The organism is Cypionkella sp. PAMC25878 (assembly GCF_058135695.1).
In genome coordinates, this window is record NZ_CM176871.1 from 32,099 (window position 1) to 52,308 (window position 20,210).

The 20,210-nt window shown below is 61.8% G+C and carries 19 protein-coding genes; 15 read left to right on the forward strand and 4 right to left on the reverse strand.

What is annotated here, in order from left to right; all coding sequences use genetic code 11:
- Positions 1 to 83: 83 nt before the first annotated feature.
- Positions 84 to 1,097: a substrate-binding domain-containing protein gene (locus ACS5RD_RS00165; protein WP_054008265.1), complete on the reverse strand. Its 1,014-nt coding sequence runs from the start codon at positions 1,095 to 1,097 to the stop codon at positions 84 to 86.
- A gap of 231 nt (positions 1,098 to 1,328) precedes the next feature.
- Here ACS5RD_RS00165 and ACS5RD_RS00170 point away from each other — a divergent pair, with 231 nt between their 5' ends.
- The 11 genes from ACS5RD_RS00170 (at position 1,329) to mscL (ending at position 13,142) form a co-directional block, all read left to right on the forward strand.
- On the forward strand, positions 1,329 to 1,754 hold the full coding sequence (locus tag ACS5RD_RS00170) for an RbsD/FucU family protein (protein WP_489929475.1): 426 nt from the start codon (positions 1,329 to 1,331) through the stop codon (positions 1,752 to 1,754).
- Positions 1,755 to 1,762: 8 nt separating this feature from the next.
- Positions 1,763 to 2,986 carry an ROK family transcriptional regulator gene (locus ACS5RD_RS00175; protein ID WP_054008266.1) on the forward strand — a complete coding sequence of 408 codons (1,224 nt, stop codon included), beginning with the start codon at positions 1,763 to 1,765 and terminating at the stop codon, positions 2,984 to 2,986.
- A gap of 381 nt (positions 2,987 to 3,367) precedes the next feature.
- On the forward strand, positions 3,368 to 6,148 hold the full coding sequence (locus ACS5RD_RS00180) for a monovalent cation/H+ antiporter subunit A (protein WP_489929476.1): 2,781 nt from the start codon (positions 3,368 to 3,370) through the stop codon (positions 6,146 to 6,148).
- Positions 6,148 to 6,486 carry a Na+/H+ antiporter subunit C gene (locus ACS5RD_RS00185; protein WP_489929477.1) on the forward strand — a complete coding sequence of 113 codons (339 nt, stop codon included), beginning with the start codon at positions 6,148 to 6,150 and terminating at the stop codon, positions 6,484 to 6,486. Before ACS5RD_RS00180 ends, ACS5RD_RS00185 begins: the two co-directional genes overlap by 1 nt.
- Complete coding sequence (locus ACS5RD_RS00190; RefSeq protein WP_489929478.1) at positions 6,483 to 7,910, forward strand: monovalent cation/H+ antiporter subunit D; 1,428 nt, start codon at positions 6,483 to 6,485, stop codon at positions 7,908 to 7,910. Before ACS5RD_RS00185 ends, ACS5RD_RS00190 begins: the two co-directional genes overlap by 4 nt.
- Positions 7,907 to 8,395, forward strand: coding sequence for a Na+/H+ antiporter subunit E (locus ACS5RD_RS00195; RefSeq protein WP_489929479.1), 489 nt, complete (start codon positions 7,907 to 7,909; stop codon positions 8,393 to 8,395). The genes ACS5RD_RS00190 and ACS5RD_RS00195 overlap by 4 nt, the downstream gene beginning before the upstream one ends.
- Complete coding sequence (locus ACS5RD_RS00200; RefSeq protein WP_489929480.1) at positions 8,395 to 8,664, forward strand: K+/H+ antiporter subunit F; 270 nt, start codon at positions 8,395 to 8,397, stop codon at positions 8,662 to 8,664. The genes ACS5RD_RS00195 and ACS5RD_RS00200 overlap by 1 nt, the downstream gene beginning before the upstream one ends.
- Positions 8,661 to 9,014: a cation:proton antiporter gene (locus tag ACS5RD_RS00205; RefSeq protein WP_489929481.1), complete on the forward strand. Its 354-nt coding sequence runs from the start codon at positions 8,661 to 8,663 to the stop codon at positions 9,012 to 9,014. Before ACS5RD_RS00200 ends, ACS5RD_RS00205 begins: the two co-directional genes overlap by 4 nt.
- Before the next feature lie 112 nt (positions 9,015 to 9,126).
- Positions 9,127 to 10,113 (forward strand): deoxyribose-phosphate aldolase, encoded by a 987-nt coding sequence (deoC, locus tag ACS5RD_RS00210; RefSeq protein WP_489929482.1) that lies wholly within the window; start codon positions 9,127 to 9,129, stop codon positions 10,111 to 10,113.
- A 102-nt stretch (positions 10,114 to 10,215) separates the two neighbouring features.
- Complete coding sequence (locus ACS5RD_RS00215) at positions 10,216 to 12,561, forward strand: aldehyde dehydrogenase family protein (protein WP_489929483.1); 2,346 nt, start codon at positions 10,216 to 10,218, stop codon at positions 12,559 to 12,561.
- A 170-nt stretch (positions 12,562 to 12,731) separates the two neighbouring features.
- On the forward strand, positions 12,732 to 13,142 hold the full coding sequence (gene mscL / locus ACS5RD_RS00220; RefSeq protein ID WP_054008274.1) for a large conductance mechanosensitive channel protein MscL: 411 nt from the start codon (positions 12,732 to 12,734) through the stop codon (positions 13,140 to 13,142).
- Positions 13,143 to 13,283: 141 nt separating this feature from the next.
- On the opposite strand, the gene ald is transcribed toward mscL, so the two are convergent.
- On the reverse strand, positions 13,284 to 14,402 hold the full coding sequence (gene ald, locus ACS5RD_RS00225) for an alanine dehydrogenase (RefSeq protein WP_489929484.1): 1,119 nt from the start codon (positions 14,400 to 14,402) through the stop codon (positions 13,284 to 13,286).
- A gap of 142 nt (positions 14,403 to 14,544) precedes the next feature.
- Between ald and ACS5RD_RS00230 the strand changes: the two genes are divergently transcribed.
- A complete protein-coding gene (locus ACS5RD_RS00230; RefSeq protein ID WP_054008276.1) occupies positions 14,545 to 15,009 on the forward strand; it encodes an Lrp/AsnC family transcriptional regulator in 465 nt (154 codons plus the stop codon).
- A gap of 115 nt (positions 15,010 to 15,124) precedes the next feature.
- Positions 15,125 to 17,050 carry a PhoX family protein gene (locus ACS5RD_RS00235; RefSeq protein WP_489929485.1) on the forward strand — a complete coding sequence of 642 codons (1,926 nt, stop codon included), beginning with the start codon at positions 15,125 to 15,127 and terminating at the stop codon, positions 17,048 to 17,050.
- Between the two features lie 53 nt (positions 17,051 to 17,103).
- Here ACS5RD_RS00235 and ACS5RD_RS00240 read toward each other — a convergent pair whose 3' ends face one another.
- Positions 17,104 to 17,910 carry a transglutaminase-like domain-containing protein gene (locus tag ACS5RD_RS00240; protein WP_489929486.1) on the reverse strand — a complete coding sequence of 269 codons (807 nt, stop codon included), beginning with the start codon at positions 17,908 to 17,910 and terminating at the stop codon, positions 17,104 to 17,106.
- 237 nt (positions 17,911 to 18,147) lie between these two features.
- Positions 18,148 to 18,354, reverse strand: coding sequence for a 30S ribosomal protein S21 (gene rpsU / locus ACS5RD_RS00245; RefSeq protein WP_054008279.1), 207 nt, complete (start codon positions 18,352 to 18,354; stop codon positions 18,148 to 18,150).
- 107 nt (positions 18,355 to 18,461) lie between these two features.
- On the opposite strand from rpsU, the gene ACS5RD_RS00250 reads away from it, so the two are divergent.
- Positions 18,462 to 19,157 carry a COQ9 family protein gene (locus ACS5RD_RS00250; RefSeq protein ID WP_489929487.1) on the forward strand — a complete coding sequence of 232 codons (696 nt, stop codon included), beginning with the start codon at positions 18,462 to 18,464 and terminating at the stop codon, positions 19,155 to 19,157.
- Positions 19,158 to 19,169: 12 nt separating this feature from the next.
- Positions 19,170 to 20,174, forward strand: coding sequence for an NAD(P)H-quinone oxidoreductase (locus ACS5RD_RS00255; RefSeq protein ID WP_489929488.1), 1,005 nt, complete (start codon positions 19,170 to 19,172; stop codon positions 20,172 to 20,174).
- The last annotated feature ends 36 nt before the right edge of the window (positions 20,175 to 20,210 follow it).

Genomic DNA, 20,210 nt, shown 5'->3' on the forward strand with positions numbered 1-20,210 from the left:
AGACACAGGTTTCGCTTATGAAGAAGGGCGACTGTAAAGCCGCCCTTCTGTTAATCAAGCCACTTGATCAAGCGGCCTTGGGCTTAGCCCCAGCAGAGCTCGGTGCCTTTGGTGCTGTCGATCGACTCGACACCAGCGGCGGGCTTGTCAGTGACAAGGTTCACCCCGGTGTTGAAGAAGGTCAGCCCCTCGGTTGCCGTCGGCTTGGTGCCGTCTTTGGAGAAAGCCGCGATGGCTTCCACACCCTTGGCCGCCATCAGCAGCGGGTATTGCTGCGAGGTTGCACCGATGGTGCCGCCTTTGACGCTTGCGATGCCGGGGCAACCGCCGTCAACCGAAACGATGATCGCTTGGGCTTCTTTGCCTGCGTTTTTCAGGGCTTGGTAAGCGCCTTCAGCGGCAGGCTCGTTGATGGTGTAAACCACGTTGATATCCGGGTCTTTCGCCAGCAGAGTTTCCATCGCGCGCAGACCGCCTTCTGGGTTCGCGTCCGAGTTTTCATGGCCGATGACGCGCGGATCGGTTTCCGAACCCATCACGGCCAGATCCGGCACTTCAATACCGAAGCCTTTCAGGAAACCGGTGTCGCGCTGCACGTCAACCGAGATGTTGTCTTTGTTGATGTCCAGCATCGCGATCTTGGCGGTGGCAGCACCGTCGCCCATCGTGGCTTTTGCCCATTGACCGATCAGCAGACCGGCTTGGAAGTTGTCGGTGGCGAAGGTCATGTCCTGCGCGTCTTTGTCTGCCAAGGGCGTGTCGAGCGCGATCACCAGAATGCCAGCGGCGCGGGCATCTTTCAGGGCCGGACCAACCGAGTCGTTCGACGGCGTGATCAGGATACCCTTGGCACCAGCGGCGACACAGTTTTCAATCGCGGTGATCTGCGGGGCCGCGTCGCCGTCTTTCTCGCCAGCATAGGCTTGGAAATCCATGCCCGCATCAGCGGCGGCTTTCTCAGCGCCCTTTTTCATCATCACAAAGAAGGGGTTGGTGTTGTTTTTGGTGATCAGGCAAGCCAGATCGGCCGCCGAAGCAGAGCCTGCCATCAGCGCAATAGCAGCAGCACCCAGCAGGGCTTTGGTGGTGAATTTCATTGGTCGTCCTCCCAAGGATTTCGGGGTTTATTCCCCTGTCGAAAGCGTTTCGCCACAGCCTCTCCTGCCCGGCGATGGCGTTACATCGCCTGATTCCACCCCCTGCGTCAAGATAAATAAATCAGAGTGATTTATTATTGACAGTACCGCCGCCAAGCCGCAGTCTGCGATCAAATGCGGGCGAAAATGCCCGTGGAATCGTCGATTTTCCTCGGGGGGAGGCTGTCATTCATGCTGATCGGAATCTCTCCTTTGCTGGGGCCAGAGTTGCTGCACACGCTACGGGCAATGGGCCATGGCGATGAAATCGCCTTGGTCGATGGGAATTATCCCGCCGCAGAACACGCCCGCCGCCTGATCCGCGCCGATGGCATCTTGCTGATGCCAATGCTGCGCGCGGTGCTGAAAATCCTGCCGGTAGAAGCCGCGTTTCGCTCCAGCCTGCACAATGATCCCGCCCAGCGCGGGGTGATCCATCATGGTTTAGATGATCTCTGCCACACCTGCGGTCAGCACTTCACCCTAACCTCACTCAGCGGCGATCAGCTTTACCCGCGCATCAAAGCGGCTTATGCCATTGTTGCCACGTCTGAATCCGAACTTTTCGCCAATGTCATCTTGCGCAAGGCAGCCCTGCCTGCCTCTGCCACAGTATAGGTCCAAATATGCCCTCGGGCGCTGATATCCTTCCAGATCGACCAAGCGACGACCTCGGGTTGCGCGGCTCGAACCAATCGGGGATGCGCGACCATAACGAGCGGCTGGTGCTGTCCTTGGTGCGCCAGCAGGGCGGGCTTGCGAAATCCGATATCGCACGCAAAACCGGGCTTTCGGCGCAGACCGTTTCAGTGATCATGCGGGCCCTAGAGCAAGACGGGCTGCTCTTGCGCGGGGCGCCGGTGCGGGGGCGGATCGGCCAACCTTCGGTGCCAATGTTCCTCAACCCCGAGGGCGCGTTCTTTCTGGGGCTGAAGATCGGGCGGCGCTCGGTCGATCTGACGCTGGTGGATTTCATGGGCCGGGTGCGCGCCACCAAACGGCAGATTTACCGCTACCCTTCGCCCAGCGCCGTGGTGGCCTTTGTCGCCCGCAGCTTGCCCGAGGTGGTCGCCACCCTGACAGCACCTGAGCGTGCGCGGGTCAGCGGTATGGGCGTGGCAATGCCGTTTCAACTGTGGTCATGGGTCGAACTGATCGGCGCCCCGAAAGCGGATATGGAAGCATGGCGCCACGCTGACATTCAGGCCGAACTCGCCGCCGTGACGCAGTTGCCGGTTTATGTGCAAAATGATGCGACTTCGGCATGTGGTGCGGAATTGGTGTTCGGCACGGGCGAGCGGCCAAAGGATTTCCTGTATTTCTACTTCGGCTATTTTGTAGGCGGCGGTCTGGTGCTGAACGGCCAGCTGTTCTTAGGCCGCTCTGGCAATGCCGCAGGCGTCGGGCCGATGCCGGTGCCGGGGCGCGATGGCAAGATGGACCGTTTGATTTCCGCCGCCTCTATGTCAACCCTCGCCGCCGCGATGGAAGCCGCCGGGGAGCCCTCGGATCATCTGTTTGAACAGCACGAGCATTGGAATGTCTCGCCGCAGATTCTGTCCGATTGGATGGACCAAGCCGCCTATGGTCTGGCTTGGGCAGCGCTGACCGCTGCCTCGCTGCTGGAGATCGAGGCGGTGATGATTGACGGCTGGATGCCGACCGAGATTCGCGCCGAAATCACCCGCCGCACCCATGCAGCCCTCCACGCGCTGGACCTTGACGGCATCGACCCGCCAGTGATCCGCGAAGGCAGCCTCGGCGCACAGGCGCGTGCCTTGGGGGCCGCCGCGATCCCGCTGTCGCAGCGCTATCTGATCGACCAGAACGCGGCAGGGCGTGAGGGCTAGAGCGTGTTGCGTTCGATCCGCTGAACTCACGCCATTATCTAAAACTTGTCTAAAATTGTCATCCTCTGCGCACAAATATCCCACGGGGGAAGGCCGGATTTGCCACTTTGCAAATCAGGCCGTGGGGGTGTGAAACCCCCATTGCGCCGCCAATCTGCGGCGATCCGTCGGCAAAGCCTACTGCTTTCATCTTGATCCCTTGGCCAAAGTCCTTATCTTTGAACCAGATAGGCGGGCTCAAAGGTCATCCTCTCTGCTCAAATATCCCACGGGGGGAAGGTCGGATGTGCCCTGAGCACATCAGGCCGTGGGGGTGTGAACCCCCATCGCCCGCAGTCCAGCAAACCTCGGTTTGCAATCCAGCGCCAGAAGGGCAAACCGATGTCTCTTGCCTTGATTGCCGCCCTGCCCTTCCTCGGAGCCCTCACCCCAGCCCTCACCCAACGGTTCGGCCGCAGTATCGCCACCCTCACCGTCGCGCTATTCACCGCCGCAGCGCTGGCGCTGATCCTGTACCACCTGCCCGCGATCATGGTGGGCGATACGGTCACGACCCAGATCAACTGGCTGCCCGCGCTTGGTCTGAACGCCAATTTCCGACTGGATGGCCTTGCCCTGCTGTTCGCCCTGCTGATCCTCGGCATCGGATTGTTGATCCAGGCCTATGCCTGTTTCTACCTCGACAAAACCGAGCCCTACGCCCGCTTCCTGACCTATCTGATGCTGTTCCAAGGCGCGATGCTGGGGATTGTTCTGTCCGACAACATCCTGCTTTTGCTGGTGTTCTGGGAACTCACCTCGCTGTCCTCGTTCCTGCTGATCGGGTTCTGGAGCCACCTGCCGCAAGCCCGCCAAGGTGCCCGCATGGCGCTTGCCACCACAGGCGCAGGCGGGTTAGCGATGATCGCAGGCCTGATGATCTTGGGGCATATCGTCGGTAGCTATGACCTTTCGACGATCCTAACCCAGAAAACCGCGATCCAAACCAGCCCACTTTACCTGCCCGCGCTGATCCTGATCCTGCTCGGAGCCTTCACCAAATCCGCGCAATTCCCGTTCCATTTCTGGCTGCCGCATGCGATGGCAGCCCCCACCCCAGTGTCAGCCTACCTCCACTCGGCGACCATGGTGAAAGCCGGGCTGTTTCTGCTCGCCCGCCTGTGGCCGGTGCTATCGGGCACGCCGGAATGGTTCTGGATCGTCACCTCTGCGGGCCTGATCACCATGGCCTTTGCCGCCAAAGTGGCGCTGTTCAAGGATGATCTGAAGGCCATCCTCGCCTATTCCACCGTCAGCCATCTCGGCCTGATCACCTTCCTACTTGGCCTTGGCACCAAAGCCGCCGCAACGGCCGCGATCTTTCACATCCTCTGCCACGCCACCTTCAAAGCCGCTTTGTTCATGCTGGCGGGCATCGTCGATCACGCCACCCACACCCGCGACATTCGCGCTTTGGGCGGCCTGCGCCGTGCCATGCCGATCACCTTCGGCCTTGCGACCATCGCAACGCTCTCAATGGCAGGTATCCCGCCACTGAACGGCTTCCTGTCGAAGGAGATGATGCTGGAGGAAGCCGCTCACACCGCCCCATGGGTCATCCCGGTGCTGGCCACCCTCGCCGCTCTGCTCTCGGTGGCGTATTCCCTACGCTTTCTCACCTACACCTTCCTCGGTCCCATCCCCGCCTACAGCCACAGCCCGCACGATCCCACCCCAGGCCTCTGGCTCCCCCCCACGATTCTTGCTGCCCTTGTCGTAGCCATCGGCGCGGCCCCGATGCCACTTGCCGGATGGCTGGTTGATGCGGCCACCTCTGCCACCACGGGCGAGCCGATCCACGCCCATATCGCGCTCTGGCATGGGCTTGAAACCCCAGCTCTCTGGATGTCGCTTGCGGCGATCGGCGGAGCGCTCGTCACCCTCGGCCTCTACCCCGCCCTACGTCGTGTCTGGGATGCCACCCCCAAGCCGCAAGCCAAAGTGATCTTCGACGCGAGCCTCACCGCCCTGACCCAAGCCGCCCATACCCTCACCGCGAAATTGCACAACGGCAGCCTGTCGCGTGCCTTCGCCGCAGCCGTGCTGACCATCCTCACCCTCGGCCTCTACGCCTACCAATCCGCCGAAAGCCTGCCCGGCAGCCGCGCGCTCGCCGCCATCGCCGCAGCCCCCGCCGTGGGCTTTGCCCTGATGATCACCGCCGCCCTCGCCGCCACCGCCCTGCACCGCAAACGCCTGCTGGCGCTGTTGCTGGTTGGCATCGTAGGGCTGATCCTGTCGGCGAGTTTCGCTTATCTTTCCGCCCCTGACCTTGCCCTGACGCAGATCACGGTCGAGGTTGTCACCGTAGCCCTGATGCTGCTGGCGCTGAACTTCCTGCCCAAAACCACCCCACACGAGACGCCGCGCCTGCGCAAATTGCGCGACGCATCCCTCGCCATCGGGACAGGCATAGCCACCGCCGCCCTCGCCTATGCCCTGATGATGCGCGAAGCGATCTTCCCGCCCATATCAGCCTTCCACCTCGCGCAATCGCTGCCGGGGGCCGGAGGCCACAACGCCGTCAACACCATCATCGTCGACTTCCGCGGCTACGACACCTATGGCGAGATCATCGTCCTCGGCATCGCCGCCTTGTTGATCTTCGCGTTGACAGAAAGCTTGCTTGGCACGAAATGGACCACCCGCCCCGATCAAAGCGCTGGCGATGCGGGCGACCCACACCCGATCATGCTGCAAACCGCCACAAGGCTGATCTTGCCGATGGCGATGCTGGTCGGTTGCTATCTGTTCCTGCGCGGCCATAACCAACCCGGCGGCGGCTTTGTCGCAGGGCTGGTCTTCGCCATCGGATTTGTCCTGCAATATATCGCGAGCGGCCAAGACTGGGCCGCCGCCCGCCGCCGCATCCCCTATCACGCGATGATCGGCGCAGGCGTGCTGGTGGCCAGCTTCACCGGAGTCGGCTCGTTCCTTGCCGGTCGCCCGTTCCTGACCTCAAACTACACCCACATCCACCTGCCACCCTTGCAGGATTTCGAACTCGCCACCGCCGCCCTGTTCGACCTTGGCGTCTTCCTCTGCGTTCTCGGAGCCGTGATGCTGGCGCTGGATGCGCTCGCCCGTCTGGCAAAGCCCCAAACGGCAAAGGATGCATGCTGATGGAGATCCTGATCGCCATCGCTATCGGCACTCTGACCGCCTGCGGCCTCTACCTGATGCTGCGCGCCCGCACGTTCCCGGTGATCCTTGGCCTGTCGCTGCTGTCCTATGCCGTCAACCTGTTCATCTTCATCTCAGGCCGGATCAAACTGAACGCAGCCCCGATCATCGGCGAGGGCAGCCAATACACCGACCCCCTCCCGCAAGCCTTAGTGCTGACCGCCATCGTGATTTCCTTCGGCATGACCGCGGTGCTGGTGATCATGGCACTGGGGGCTTACCTGACCGCAGGCCACGACCGCGTTGATACCGATGCAGACCCAGAGGATCAGGCATGAGCCAGTTGCTGATCCTGCCCGTGATTCTGCCCGCCATCTTGGCCGGTGCGATCATCCTAATTGCCCGCAACACCCTGAACGCCCAACGCGCAATCTCGATCCTTGGCACAATCGCCCTGTTGGCGCTGGCCATCACGCTCATCCAAGCCCCAACCCAAAGCTACTTCCTCGGCAACTGGCCCGCCCCTTTCGGTATCGCTCTGGTGCTGGACCGGCTTTCGGCCCTGATGCTGCTGTTGACCGCAACGCTTGCGCTGATCGTCCTGATCCACACGATCAGAACCGGATGGGACACAAAGGGCCGCCACTTCCATGCGCTTTATCTGTTCCAACTGATGGGCCTGAACGGCGCTTTCCTGACCGGCGACGCCTTCAACCTGTTCGTGTTCTTCGAGGTGCTGCTGATCGCCTCGTATGGCCTGATGGTGCATGGCGGCGGTGAGGCCCGCATCCGCGCGGGCGTGCAATATGTCGCGTTCAACCTGCTCGGCTCGACGCTGTTTTTGTTCGCGCTGGCGACGATCTACAGCACGACAGGCACGCTCAACATGGCCGATCTCGCGCAGAAACTGCCGCAAATCCCCGCCAATGATACCGCCCTGATCCGCGTGGCCGCCGTGTTGCTGATGCTGGTCTTCGCGGTCAAAGCCGCATTGGTCCCGCTGCAATTCTGGCTGCCCGGCACCTATGCCAACGCCCCCGGCCCCATCGCTGCCCTGTTCGCGGTGATGACCAAAGTCGGGGCCTATGCGCTGATCCGCTTTGGCACCTTGGTGTTCCCCACCGACCTGCCCGCCACCAACACCCTGCTGGCGAGCCTGCTTTACGCCGCAGCTCTCGCCACCATCGCCGTCGGAGCCTTGGGCACCTTCGGCACCCGCAGCTTACCGCGTCAGATCGCCTTCGCCGCCATTGGTTCCATGGGCACCCTCCTGTTGGCAGTGTCAGCCTTCACCCCGCAAGCCACCGCCGCCGCGCTTTACTACACACTCCACTCCACCCTCGCGACTGCCGCGCTGTTCCTGATCGCCGACCTCACCCGCTGCCGCCGCGACGGGATGACCGCAGCACTCTACATGGCCGCCGCCGTCGCCATGGCCGGGATGCCGCCGCTGTCCGGCTTTGTCGGGAAACTGCTGATCCTCGACGCCCTGCGCGGCGACGCAATCGCATGGGCCGCCATCCTCATCGCCTCCCTCCTGACCATGATCGGCCTCGCCCGCACCGGCTCCGACCTATTCTGGAAATCCCCCAGCACCGAAGCCCCCGCCGAAAGCAAAACCGCCATACTGCTTTGCCTCGCAGCGCTCGCCACCCTGACAATCGCCGCGGGTCCGATCACCAGTTGGCTGACCCTGACCGCCGAAGCCCTCCATGCCCCCACCGCTTATATCGCCGCCAACCACCTCGGGGGGACCAAATGAACCGCCTGTTCCCCCACCCGATGCTCTCCGCCACCCTGTTCCTCGCATGGCTTCTCCTTGCCGGCAGCACCGCAATAAACTCCCTGCTGATGGCCGCCCTCCTTGCCACACTCATCCCGCTTGCCACCCAAGCCTACTGGCCCAGCCGCCCGAAAATCCGCCACCCTTTGCGGTTGATCAGCTACATCGCCCTCGTACTTTACGACGTGATCATCGCCAATATCCAAGTCGCCCGCATCATCCTGTTCATGCCCGCCGACCAGATCAAATCGGCATGGATCACCGTGCCCGTCGATCTGCCCTGCCCCGAGGCCATCGCCTTGCTGGCAGGCACCATCACCCTGACCCCCGGCACGCTGACCGCTGAATTTTCCGCCGATAACAAGGCGCTGCTGATCCATGCCCTGCACGCGCCCGACCCCGACGCCACCCGCGCCGAGATCAAATCCCGCTATGAGACCCGGTTGCAAAGGATTTTCCGCTGATGCTGACCTATGCCCTCACCTTCGCCATCGCCTGCTTTGCGCTCGCGCTGATCCTGAACCTGTGGCGGCTTGCCACCGCGCCGACGATGCCCGACCGCATCCTGACCGTCGATACCATGGTGATCAACGTCATCGCCCTGATCGTGCTTTACGGCGTGCAAACCCATTCCACCGTTGTCTTCGACGCCGCCCTGCTGCTGGCGATGACCGGCTTCATCTCGACCATCGCCTTTTGCAAATTCCTGCTGCGCGGAGGCATCATCGAATGAACCTGACCGCCGAATTCCTGATCTCGGCGCTGCTGATCATCGGCGGCAGCTTCGGCCTGATCGGCAGCTTTGGCCTGCTGAAACTGCGCGAGCCGATGCAACGCCTGCACGCCCCCACCAAGGCCACAACGGTCGGCGTCGGAGCCTCGCTGATCGCCGCCGCCCTCACCCTGCTGTGGCAAACCGGCACCGCCAGTTGGCAAGGCGTGATGGTCGCGGCTTTCCTGTTTCTCACCGCCCCGCTGTCGGGCCTGATGTTGGCCAAGGCGCACCGCCACCTCAGCCGCCCTGACCTGCCCCCCACCGGCACCAAAGCCCCATGGGCGGGCGAGACCCCGCCCAAGCCCTGAACCGCCACGAATTTAACCCCTCGGTCAAATCCCGCCGAAACCGTGCAACAGCCCCCTTGCCACCCCGGCCTTCCCCGCGCACTCTGCCGTCAACCCTTTAGGTGAGGCCCCGATGCAAACCCTGACCGAGAATAAAAGCCAACTGCCGACGCTGACCCACACCCGCAACCCCGGCATGGCCCTGGATCTGGATTGGGTGGCATCGGTGCAAGCCAACACCTCGGCCATTGAGCGGCGCGCCAATACCTTGGGCGGCAGACGTTCTGTTAAAAAAGAGTTTCAAGCGGCGTGGCTGCTTAAAGCCATCAGCCTGATCGACCTCACCACCCTGTCGGGCGACGACACCGAAGGCCGCGTCAAACGCCTCTGCGCCAAGGCGCGCCAGCCCGTCGCCCCCTGGATGCTCGACAAACTCGGGCTGCAAGGCCTGACCACCGGGGCGGTCTGCGTCTATCACGAGATGGTGGAAACCGCCGTCCGCGCGCTGGAAGGCACCAACATTCCCGTCGCCGCTGTCTCGACTGGCTTCCCGGCTGGCCTCTCGCCCTACCGCCTGCGCATCGCCGAAATTGGAGAGTCCGTCCGCGCCGGGGCGAAAGAAATCGACATCGTGATCTCGCGCCGCCATGTCCTCACCGGAAACTGGCCGGCGCTGTATGACGAAATGCGCGAGATGCGCGCCGAATGTGGCGAAGCCCATGTCAAAGCCATCCTCGCCACCGGAGAACTCTCCACCCTGCGCAACGTCGCCCGCGCGAGCCTCGTCTGCATGATGGCCGGGGCCGATTTCATCAAAACCTCGACCGGGAAAGAACCCGTCAACGCCACCCTGCCTGTCACCTTGACGATGATCCGCTGCATCCGCGATTATCAGGATCGCACCGGCATCAAAGTCGGCTACAAACCCGCAGGCGGCATCGCCAAGGCCAAAGACGCGCTGCTGTATCTGGCGCTGATGAAAGACGAACTCGGCCACCCTTGGCTGCAGCCCGATCTGTTCCGCTTCGGCGCCTCGTCCTTGCTGGGAGACATCGAACGCCAGTTGGAACACCACCTGACAGGCCAATACTCGGCGTCCAACCGCCACGCGATGGGATAAGCCCATGCCGATTTCATCTTGGCAAATATATCCCCGCCGGTGGCGCACGCCCGCCCCAACCGCTCCCGCCCAAAGCCTGCCGCCCCGCCAAAGGACAAAGCCATGACCCAACCCACCGTCCGCGAGATCTTCGACAGCATGGCATATGGCCCCGCCCCTGAAAGCAATGCCGAGGTCATGGCTTGGCTGCATAAACACCAAAGCTTCGGCCACTGGATCGACGGCGCCTTCACCAAACCCGGCGAGACGTTTGAGACGAAAAACCCTGCCACCGCCAAGCCGCTCGCCCTGATCACCCAAGGCAGCGCGTCTGATGTCGATGCTGCGGTGAAAGCCGCCCGCCGTGCCCAGCCCAAATGGGCGAAACTCCCCGGCTATGCCCGCGCCAAATATCTATACGCCCTCGCCCGGCTGGTGCAGAAACATTCCCGCCTGCTCGCCGTGCTGGAAACCATGGACAACGGCAAGCCGATCCGCGAATCGCGCGACATCGACATCCCCCTCGTCGCCCGCCACTTCTATTACCACGCCGGCCTTGCGCAACTGATCGACTCCGAACTCCCCGGCCAAGCCCCGCTTGGCGTCTGCGGCGCGGTGATCCCGTGGAACTTCCCGCTGCTGATGCTGGCATGGAAAGTTGCCCCCGCCCTCGCCGCAGGCAATACGGTGGTGCTGAAACCCGCCGAATACACCCCGCTCACCGCTTTGCTGTTCGCCGAACTGACCCGTGAAGCGGGCCTGCCGAAAGGTGTGCTGAACATAGTCACCGGCGACGGCGACACCGGGGCGGCCCTCGTCAACCATCCCGATGTGAACAAAATCGCCTTCACTGGCTCCACCGCCGTGGGCCGCAAAATTCGCGAGGCCACCGCAGGCTCCGGCAAAGCCCTGACGCTCGAATTGGGCGGAAAATCCCCCTACATCGTCTTCGACGACGCCGATATTGACAGCGCCATTGAAGGCCTCGTCGATGCGATCTGGTTCAACCAAGGCCAGGTCTGCTGCGCAGGTTCACGCCTGCTGATTCAAGAAGGCATCGCCGACCGCTTCTACCAAAAACTAAAACGCCGGATGGACGGCCTCCGTCTTGGTGACCCCTTGGACAAATGCATCGACGTCGGCGCCATCGTCGACCCGGTGCAACTCGCCACGATCAAAGGCCTCGTGGAAACCAACAAAGACGGCGAAACCTACCATGCCGCTTGCGCCGTGCCCGAAGGCTGCTTTTACCCGCCGACCCTGATCACCGGGCTCTCCGCCGCCTCCACCCTGATGCAGGAAGAAATCTTCGGCCCGGTGCTGGTCGCCATGACCTTCCGCACCCCCTCTGAGGCCGTCGATCTTGCCAACAACACCAAATACGGCCTCGCCGCGACGATCTGGTCGGAAAACATCAACCTCGCCCTCGACGTCGCCCCCAAAATCAAAGCCGGCGTGGTCTGGGTCAACGCCACCAACCTGTTCGACGCCGCCGCTGGTTTCGGCGGCGTGCGCGAAAGCGGTTTTGGCCGTGAGGGCGGCTGGGAGGGGCTGATGGCCTATCTCAAACCCACCCGCGCAACCAAACCGCTGAGCCCGATCAAAGCCATCGACGCCCCCGCCATCATCGAAGCCTCCAGCATCGACCGCACCGCCAAGCTCTACATCGCAGGCAAGCAAGCCCGCCCCGACGGCGGCTATTCGCAACCGATCTGGTCGCCGAAAGGCAAGCTGCTCGGCCACGCGGGCCTTGGCAACCGCAAAGACATCCGCAACGCAGTGGAAGCCGCCCATGCCGCCAAAGCGTGGGCCAAAACCACCGCCCACGCCCGCGCGCAAATTCTATATTACATCGCCGAAAACCTCTCCGCCCGCGCCACTGAATTCGCGGGCCGCTTGCGCGATCTCACCGGTCGCTCCGGCGAGGCCGAGGTCGAAGCCTCCATCGCCCGCCTGTTCACCTATGCGGCTTGGGCCGATAAATTCGACGGCGCGGTGAAATCCGTCCCCCTGCGCGGCGTGGCGCTGGCGATGAATGAACCCTGTGGCGTGATCGGCGCGCTCTGCCCCGACGATGCCCCGCTGCTCGGTCTGATTTCCCTGATGGCCCCCGCCATCGCGATGGGCAACACCTGCATCCTCGTCCCGTCCGAGCCGTTCCCCCTCGCCGCGACCGATTTCTACCAAGTGCTCGACACCTCAGATTTGCCCGCAGGCGTCGTCAACATCGTCACCGGGCCACATGCCGAACTCGCCAAACCCCTCGCAGGCCACCGCGATATTGACGCAATGTGGAGCTTTTCCTCCACCCCGCTCTCCGCGCTGATCGAGAAAGAATCCGCCGGAAACATCAAGCGCACATGGGTCAACAACGGCCAATCCCGCGACTGGATCACCGAGGGCGAAGGCCGCACCTTCCTGCGCGCTGCGACCGAGGTGAAAACCATTTGGGTGCCCTACGGCGAGTGATTACAGCAGAATCCGGGCCTAACCCCCCGGATTTCCCCCAAATTGTTCACGCTTCGCAAAAAATTCCCCCTGATCAGGTGCTAAAACCTGTGGCATACTCCCGGTGTCATGCGTAGGCACGCAGGCATCCAAGCACGCCAAAATGGCGGAACCAAATACGGGACATTAGAATGATCAACGAGTTCAAAGCCTTCATCATGAAGGGCAATGTGATGGACCTCGCCGTGGGTATCATCATCGGCGCCGCCTTCACCGCCATCGTCAACAGCCTTGTTGGCGACCTGATCAACCCGATCATCGGCCTGATCCTAGGCGGCGTGAACTTCTCGGACATGTTCATTGACCTTTCCGGCACCAACCCGGCCACCATGGCCGCCGCGAAAGAATCCGGCGCGGCCGTGTTTGCTTATGGCGCGTTCATCACCGCCATCATCAACTTCCTGATCATCGCTTTCGTGGTGTTCATGCTGGTGAAATCCATGAACAAGATCATGCCGAAAAAGGCCGAAGCCCCCGCTGCTCCAGCGGGTCCGACCGAGTTGGACGTTCTGAAAGAAATCCTCGTTGCTGTGAAAAAGTAACGCGCTCGGCAAACGCCCATGCAAAAGGCCCCCGCGCGCAGCGGGGGCCTTTTGCATCGCACCATAGCCCAAGCGAACCCGGCAGCGCGTTTGCGGCAGGCTCGATGCCCGCCGCAAACCCACCTGTTTTCAACCCAGAACTCAGATCGACAACGCGTCCAGCCCAGAGATCGTCGGCAACCCCAAAGCCACGCCCACCGCCGCATAGGTCAGCTTGCCCGCGTGAACATTCAGCCCGGCCAGCAAATGTTTGTCCTCGGCACAGGCCCGCTTCCAGCCCTTGTTGGCCAAAGCCAGCATGAACGGCATCGTCGCATTGCCCAACGCCAGCGTTGAGGTCCGCGCCACCGCCCCCGGCATGTTCGCCACACAATAATGCATGATGCCATCAACCTCATAGATCGGGTCTTGATGTGTCGTCGCGCGCGAGGTTTCAAAACAACCGCCCTGATCAATCGCCACATCGACCAAAGCCGCGCCCGGCTTCAACTCGGCCAGTTGCGCGCGCGAAATCAGTTTCGGAGCCGCCGCCCCCGGAATAAGCACCGCCCCGATGATCAGATCAGCCTGCCGCGCCAACTCAATCGTCGTCGCCGCATCGGCATAGCCGCACTTGAATTGCCCGCCAAACACATCATCCAGATAGCGCAACCGGTTCACCGACCGATCCAGCACCGTCACATCCGCGCCCATGCCCGCCGAGATCTTCGCCGCATGAGTGCCAACCACCCCGCCGCCGATCACCAGAACCTTCGCAGGCAAAACCCCCGGCACGCCGCCCATCAACACGCCGCGCCCGCCATTGGCCTTCTGCAAGGTCCACGCCCCGACCTGAGGCGCCAACCGCCCCGCCACCTCCGACATCGGCGCCAACAGCGGCAGCCCACCGCGATCATCCGTCACCGTCTCATAAGCAATCGCGGTGACGCCTGAGGCCAGCAAATCTCGCGTCTGATCCGGGTCGGGGGCCAGATGCAGATAGGTGAACAACACCTGCCCCGCCCGCAACCGCGCCCGCTCGATGGGCTGCGGCTCTTTGACCTTCACGATCATATCGGCGGCGGAAAAGACCTCCTCTGCCGTGCCCACAATCGCAGCCCCCGCCACGATGTAATCCGCATCGGTGAAGCCCGCGCCATTGCCGGCCCCGGTTTCAATCATCACGGCATGACCCGCGAGCACCGCTTCGCGCGCGGCGTTCGGGGTCATGCCGACACGAAATTCTTGCGGTTTGATTTCCTTCGGACATCCGATTTTCATAAGCTCTCTCCCTGATGGACTCTGCGTCCCTGTGCCTCAGCTTGAACCCGAACCGTTGCAAATGTTTTGAAATTTTACTGACACTCTGCGCGGTTCGTGGTAGATTCTGCGAATAAATGCCGATCTGAGAAAGATTTTCACCATGGCCGCCGATTTAGACGCCACCGACCGCCGCATCCTCGGGGTCTTGCAAAAAGACGGCCGCATCACCAATGCCGATCTGTCGGAACGGGTAAACCTGTCGCCCTCGGCCTGTCACCGCCGCGTGCAACTGCTGGAGGAAGCCGGCTATATCGACGGCTATGTCGCTTTGCTGAACACCCGCCGCATGGGCAAGCCGACCACGGTATTTGTCGAGATCACCCTGCAGAGCCAAGCCGAAGACCTGCTCGACGCCTTTGAGCGCGAAGTCGCCAAGGTGCCAGACATCTTGGAGTGTCACCTGATGGCAGGCACCGCCGATTACCTGATCAAGATCATGGCCGAAGATACCGAGGATTTCGCCCGCATCCACCGCCAACACCTGTCGCGCCTGCCCGGTGTGCGCCAGATGCAATCCAGTTTTGCGCTGCGTACCGTGGTCAAAACCACCGCCCTCGCGGTCTGACCCCAAACGCCCCTTCCGCGCGAACCTTCCCCAGACCCTGCGCGCCGCGGCGCATCACCCACGCGTTACACTGCTCCGCTAGCCTCAGGCTGCACAGCCAGAGGAATCTCCAGTCATGACCAAAACCCCTGAAAATCTGCACAGCCGCGCCAGCAACACACCGATGCGCGACATCATTGCCGACCGTTCCCGCCGCAGCTTTCTGAAAAGCGCCGGGGCCACCCTTGGCGCTGTGGCCGCGCAAGGTTTTGTCGGCTCGCTGTTTTCCACCCAAGCCTATGCGCAGGCCGCGCAATCCAGCCTGCAATTCACCGAACTGACCCGCATCTATGACAAGATGCACCATGTCGCCGAGGGCTATAAGGCCGATGTTGTGGTCGCTTGGGGCGATGCGATGAAGGCCGGGCAAGACGCCTTCGACCCGGCCAAAATCGACGCCGCAGCGCAGGCCGGCCGATTCGGCTATAACTGCGATTACATCGCCTTCATGCCGCTGCCGCGCGGCTCGCAGACCTCGGATCACGGACTGCTGTGTGTGAACAACGAATATGTCTCGCCGAACGTGATGTTCGCCGACATGACCGAAGATGACGCTGGCGCGAAGATGACCGAAGCGCAGGTTGCGCTGTGCAACATGGCGATTGGCCATTCCATCGTGGAAATCATCCGCAAGGACGGTGTGTGGTCGGTTGTGCAAGACAGCCCGCTGAACCGTCGCATCACGCTGGACACGCCGATGACGATTTCCGGCCCTGCGGCTGGCAACGCGCATCTGAAAACCTCTTATGACCCAACCGGCACGATGGCCAAGGGCACCACATACAACTGCTCGGGCGGCGTGACGCCGTGGGGCACCGTGCTGACCTGTGAAGAAGGCGCGTCGGATACCTTTGGCGGCTCGATCGAGGGCAACCCCGAGGCGGCTGCGTTGGAACGCTACGGCTATGACGGCTCGGATTATTACGGCCGCGCGCGGTTTGATGCCCGTTTTGATATGGGCAAAGAACCGAACGAGCCGAACCGTTTTGACTGGGTTGTTGAAATCGACCCCTACGACCCCAACTCCACCCCCGTCAAGCGCACCGCTTTGGGCCGGATGTCGCATGAGGCCTCCACCGTTGTGCTGAACAAAGACGGTCGTGTGGTGGTTTACATGGGCGATGACGATTACTTTGAATACGTCTACCGCTTTGTCACGGAAGCGAAATATGATCCGGCCAACCCGGCCTCGGGCAAGGATTTGCTGGATGCGGGCACGCTTTCGGTCGCGCGCTATGATGCCGATGGCAGCATGACATGGTTGCCGCTGACCCACGGCACCGCAGGGCTGACCGCAGAGGCAGGTTTTGCCGATCAAGCCGATGTGGTGCGCAAGGCGCGGCTGGCGGCGGACGTTCTGGGGGCCACGCCGATGGACCGCCCGGAAGATATCGAAACCAACCCGGTGACGGGCCGTGTTTACGCTGTGATGACCAAGAACAAGAAAATCACCCAAGACAAGCTGAACCCCGCCAACACCCGCCCGGAAAACCTGTGGGGCCATATCGTCGAGATGATCCCACCGGGTGGTGTTGGCGTTGATGCCGACCATACCGCCGAGAAATATGGCTGGGATCTCTTCGTTCTGGCGGGCAACCCGAAAGACCCGGCGACCAGTTCCACCTTTAGCCCGGATACCTCTGAGAACGGCTGGTTCGTGAACCCCGACAACCTGACCTTCGACCCCAAAGGCCGGATGTTCGTCTCCACCGATGGCGCCAATGACTTTGACATCGCCGACGGGGTGTATGGTGTCGATACCGAGGGCCCGGCGCGCGGTCTGCCCAAGCTGCTGTTCGCCTGCCCGATTGGCGCAGAGGCCTCCGGCCCGTGCTTTACGCCTGATGGCACCACCTTGTTCATCTCGGTCCAGCATCCGGCGGGAAATGCAGAGACGCTCGACAAAGCCGAAACGCTCTGGCCCGATTTCAAGGAAGGCGGTTTGCCGCGTCCAGCTGTTGTTGCGATCCAGCGCAACGACGGTGCCGAAGTCGCCAGCTGACAACGCTTCCCGCCCACCTGCAATGCGGGTGGGCGGGGACTCTCCTTCAACGCCTAAGCTTTCACTTCTTCCGCCCAAACCGTAAACTTCTGCAACACATGCGGCCCGAACGAGTGGATCAGCGGAACATCCGCCGCATCCCGCCCGTAAGCCACCTCAACCCGGCCAATCCGCGGCACATTGTTGCGCGGATCAAAGGTGTGCCAGCCGCCATCCAAGTAAACCTGCATCCAGGCCGCAAAATCCATCGGCCCGGTCACCGGCACGCCAATATCTGGGATATAGCCGTTCACATAACGCGTCGGAATATTCATGCAGCGGCACAAGGTGATCGCCAGATGCGCGAAATCGCGGCAGACCCCGGTGCCCTCTTGCCAGCCCTCATAGGCCGTCCGCGTCACCCGCGCGTTCATGTAATCAAACCGGATGTGGCGATGCACATAGTCACAAATCGCTTGCACCTGCGTATAACCGGGGGCGATATGACCAAACATATCCCACGCGATCTGGCTCAGCTTATCGGTCTCACAATACCGACTACCGACCAGATAGATCAAAACCTCATCTGGCAGTGCCGCCAGCGGCGTCGGCTGCAACCATGGCATCACCGGATCGGGCAACCCGCTAAGCTCAATCGTGCAATCGCTGCGCAAGCTGAACAGCCCCGGCTGCGCCACCATCCGCCGACAGGTATTGCCGAACAGATCGCGATAAACGGTCGTCGGCACCGCTGGCGTCGTCACCATCGCCGATTGCACGCGCAAAGCCTCGCGCAACTCATCGCGCACCGACATCATGCAGATCATCGGCGTTTCTTGCCCACAAGACACGGAGATGTCGTAGCCAAACCTCAAAAGCATAGACAGCCCTTTCGCTGTGATCGTTTCCAGCTAAACGCCGCTGCCCGCTTTCGGTTGCCAGATTGCTGCGAATGGCCGGGCCTCTGGGTGAATAGGCCGAAGATGCCCGCAAAATAGACGATATGCTCTAAATATAATCGAAATGAAAAACCCCCGTCCTTGCGGGCGGGGGTCAATCGGGGTGAGGATCGCTCCTCCAGTGTCGCTAACGTTTGGCAATCTTCGGAAACCCGAAAATTACATCCCGCCTTCGCGCTGAAGCTTCTTCCGGGCGAGCTTGCGCGCACGGCGCACGGCTTCGGCGGATTCGCGAGCTTTCTTGACGGAGGGTTTCTCGAAATGTTGCTTGAGCTTCATTTCGCGGAACACGCCTTCGCGCTGGAGCTTTTTCTTGAGGGCGCGAAGCGCTTGCTCAACGTTATTATCGCGGACGCTGACCTGCATGTGGTTGTCACCACCTTCCTAAGTTAGAGTTGCACTGAATGTGCAGGCTTGGCGCGCATAGCAAAGCCCCGCAGCTTTGTCTACCGTGTGCAGGGAAGGGGACCGAAATGGACAATAAAAATACCTCGGAACACAGCATGGACGCCGCCAAAAGCCTTATTCTGCAAGCCGCCCTGCCCCACGCCGCCTTTGACGGCTGGTCTGAAACCACGCTGCAAGCCGCCCTGACCGATTCGGGCATAGCCCTCGGTCTGGGCCGGGCTTTATTCCCGCGCGGCGGCATCGACCTTGCCGTCGCCTACCATCAGGCAGGCGATAGCGCGATGACCGAAGCCCTCGCCACCACCGACCTCACCCCTCTGCGCTACACCAATCGCGTGGCGCTGGCGATCAAACAGCGCCTCAGCCATGCCGACAAAGAACTCGTCCGCCGGGGCACCACCTTGTTCAGCCTGCCACACCACGCCCCCGAAGGGGCCAAGCTGATCTGGTCCACCGCCGACGCGATCTGGCGCGCGCTTGGCGATACCTCGAACGACCTGAACTGGTATTCCAAACGCGCCACGCTCTCCGCCGTCTACACCGCCACCGTGCTGTTCTGGCTGGGCGATCACTCCGAAAACAATGCAGACACTTGGGCCTTCCTTGACCGCCGCCTTGCCAATGTCACCGCGTTTGAGAAAACCAAGACCGCGATCGGCAATAACCCCGTCGCCAAAGCCCTGCTGGCGGGTCCGCTGAAACTGCTGGAAAAAATCCGAGCGCCGCAACCACATGACCTGCCCGGCCATCACAAACCATAAGAGGCTCTCTGAATGACGCTCCCCTCAATTTTGGCCTCCTCGATGCTGGCGATGGAAATCTCTGCCCCCGGCGGCCCGGATGTGCTGACCCCGGTATCGCTTCCGGTCCCGGTCCCCGGTCACGGCCAGATCATCATCCACCTCGCCTATGCAGGCGTAAACCGCCCCGACGCGCTACAACGCGCAGGCGCTTATGCACCGCCCGCCTCTGCCTCGCCCCTACCCGGCCTAGAAGGCGCGGGCACCGTCGTTGCCATGGGCCCCGGCGTCAGCCGCTGGCAAATCGGCGACAAGGTTTGCGCCCTGTTGCCCGGTGGCGGCTATGCCGAATACGTCGCCTGCGCCGAGTCCCATGCCTTGCCGATCCCCCATGGCCTGACCCTGCGCGAAGCCGCCTGCCTGCCCGAAACCTGCTTCACCGTCTGGTCGAACATGGTGACGCGCGGCAAACTCAAAGCAGGCGAGCGCTTCCTCGTCCACGGCGGCTCCTCCGGCATCGGCACCACGGCAGTTCAAATCGCCGCCGCCTTGGGTGCGCGGGTGTTTGCCACCGCAGGCAGTGATGAGAAATGCCTTGCAGTCAAGACTTTGGGCGCAGAGACCTGCTTCAACTACAAAACGACCGACTTTTCCGAAGAAGCCAAAAAACTCGGCGGATTCGACCTCATCCTCGATATGGTCGGCGGTCCCTACCTGCCGCGCAATGTCCGCGCTTTGGCCGATGATGGCCGTCTAGTGCAGATTGCTTTCTTGCAAGGCGCCAAGGTCGAGTTGAATTTCGCCGAGATGATGATGCGCCGCCTGACCCTGACCGGATCGACCCTGCGCCCGCAATCCGATGCCGCCAAAGCCATGATCGCGCAGCAAGTCGAAACCCACATCTGGCCGCTGATCGCGCAGGGTAAATTCCGTGTGGTGATCGACAGCGAATACGCCCTGACAGAAGCGCCCGCAGCACACTGGCGGATGGAAAGCTCGGGTCACATCGGCAAAATCGTGATGAAAATACCGGATTAAACCGCAGAAAATCCAAACAATTTATCTAAAATTGTC

Excerpts from the sequence above, each read along its gene's own strand:
- ACS5RD_RS00190 (WP_489929478.1), top strand. The coding sequence starts at position 6,483 with ATGAGCCAGTTGCTGATCCTGCCCGTGATTCTGCCCGCCATCTTGGCC.
- ACS5RD_RS00255 (WP_489929488.1), top strand. The coding sequence starts at position 19,170 with ATGACGCTCCCCTCAATTTTGGCCTCCTCGATGCTGGCGATGGAAATC.
- ACS5RD_RS00180 (WP_489929476.1), top strand. The coding sequence starts at position 3,368 with ATGTCTCTTGCCTTGATTGCCGCCCTGCCCTTCCTCGGAGCCCTCACC.
- ACS5RD_RS00240 (WP_489929486.1), bottom strand. The coding sequence starts at position 17,910 with ATGCTTTTGAGGTTTGGCTACGACATCTCCGTGTCTTGTGGGCAAGAA.
- ACS5RD_RS00230 (WP_054008276.1), top strand. The coding sequence starts at position 14,545 with ATGGCCGCCGATTTAGACGCCACCGACCGCCGCATCCTCGGGGTCTTG.
- ACS5RD_RS00165 (WP_054008265.1), bottom strand. The coding sequence starts at position 1,097 with ATGAAATTCACCACCAAAGCCCTGCTGGGTGCTGCTGCTATTGCGCTG.
- rpsU (WP_054008279.1), bottom strand. The coding sequence starts at position 18,354 with ATGCAGGTCAGCGTCCGCGATAATAACGTTGAGCAAGCGCTTCGCGCC.
- ACS5RD_RS00235 (WP_489929485.1), top strand. The coding sequence starts at position 15,125 with ATGACCAAAACCCCTGAAAATCTGCACAGCCGCGCCAGCAACACACCG.
- ACS5RD_RS00195 (WP_489929479.1), top strand. The coding sequence starts at position 7,907 with ATGAACCGCCTGTTCCCCCACCCGATGCTCTCCGCCACCCTGTTCCTC.
- ACS5RD_RS00200 (WP_489929480.1), top strand. The coding sequence starts at position 8,395 with ATGCTGACCTATGCCCTCACCTTCGCCATCGCCTGCTTTGCGCTCGCG.
- ACS5RD_RS00170 (WP_489929475.1), top strand. The coding sequence starts at position 1,329 with ATGCTGATCGGAATCTCTCCTTTGCTGGGGCCAGAGTTGCTGCACACG.
- deoC (WP_489929482.1), top strand. The coding sequence starts at position 9,127 with ATGCAAACCCTGACCGAGAATAAAAGCCAACTGCCGACGCTGACCCAC.
- ACS5RD_RS00185 (WP_489929477.1), top strand. The coding sequence starts at position 6,148 with ATGGAGATCCTGATCGCCATCGCTATCGGCACTCTGACCGCCTGCGGC.
- mscL (WP_054008274.1), top strand. The coding sequence starts at position 12,732 with ATGATCAACGAGTTCAAAGCCTTCATCATGAAGGGCAATGTGATGGAC.
- ald (WP_489929484.1), bottom strand. The coding sequence starts at position 14,402 with ATGAAAATCGGATGTCCGAAGGAAATCAAACCGCAAGAATTTCGTGTC.
- ACS5RD_RS00215 (WP_489929483.1), top strand. The coding sequence starts at position 10,216 with ATGACCCAACCCACCGTCCGCGAGATCTTCGACAGCATGGCATATGGC.
- ACS5RD_RS00250 (WP_489929487.1), top strand. The coding sequence starts at position 18,462 with ATGGACAATAAAAATACCTCGGAACACAGCATGGACGCCGCCAAAAGC.
- ACS5RD_RS00205 (WP_489929481.1), top strand. The coding sequence starts at position 8,661 with ATGAACCTGACCGCCGAATTCCTGATCTCGGCGCTGCTGATCATCGGC.
- ACS5RD_RS00175 (WP_054008266.1), top strand. The coding sequence starts at position 1,763 with ATGCCCTCGGGCGCTGATATCCTTCCAGATCGACCAAGCGACGACCTC.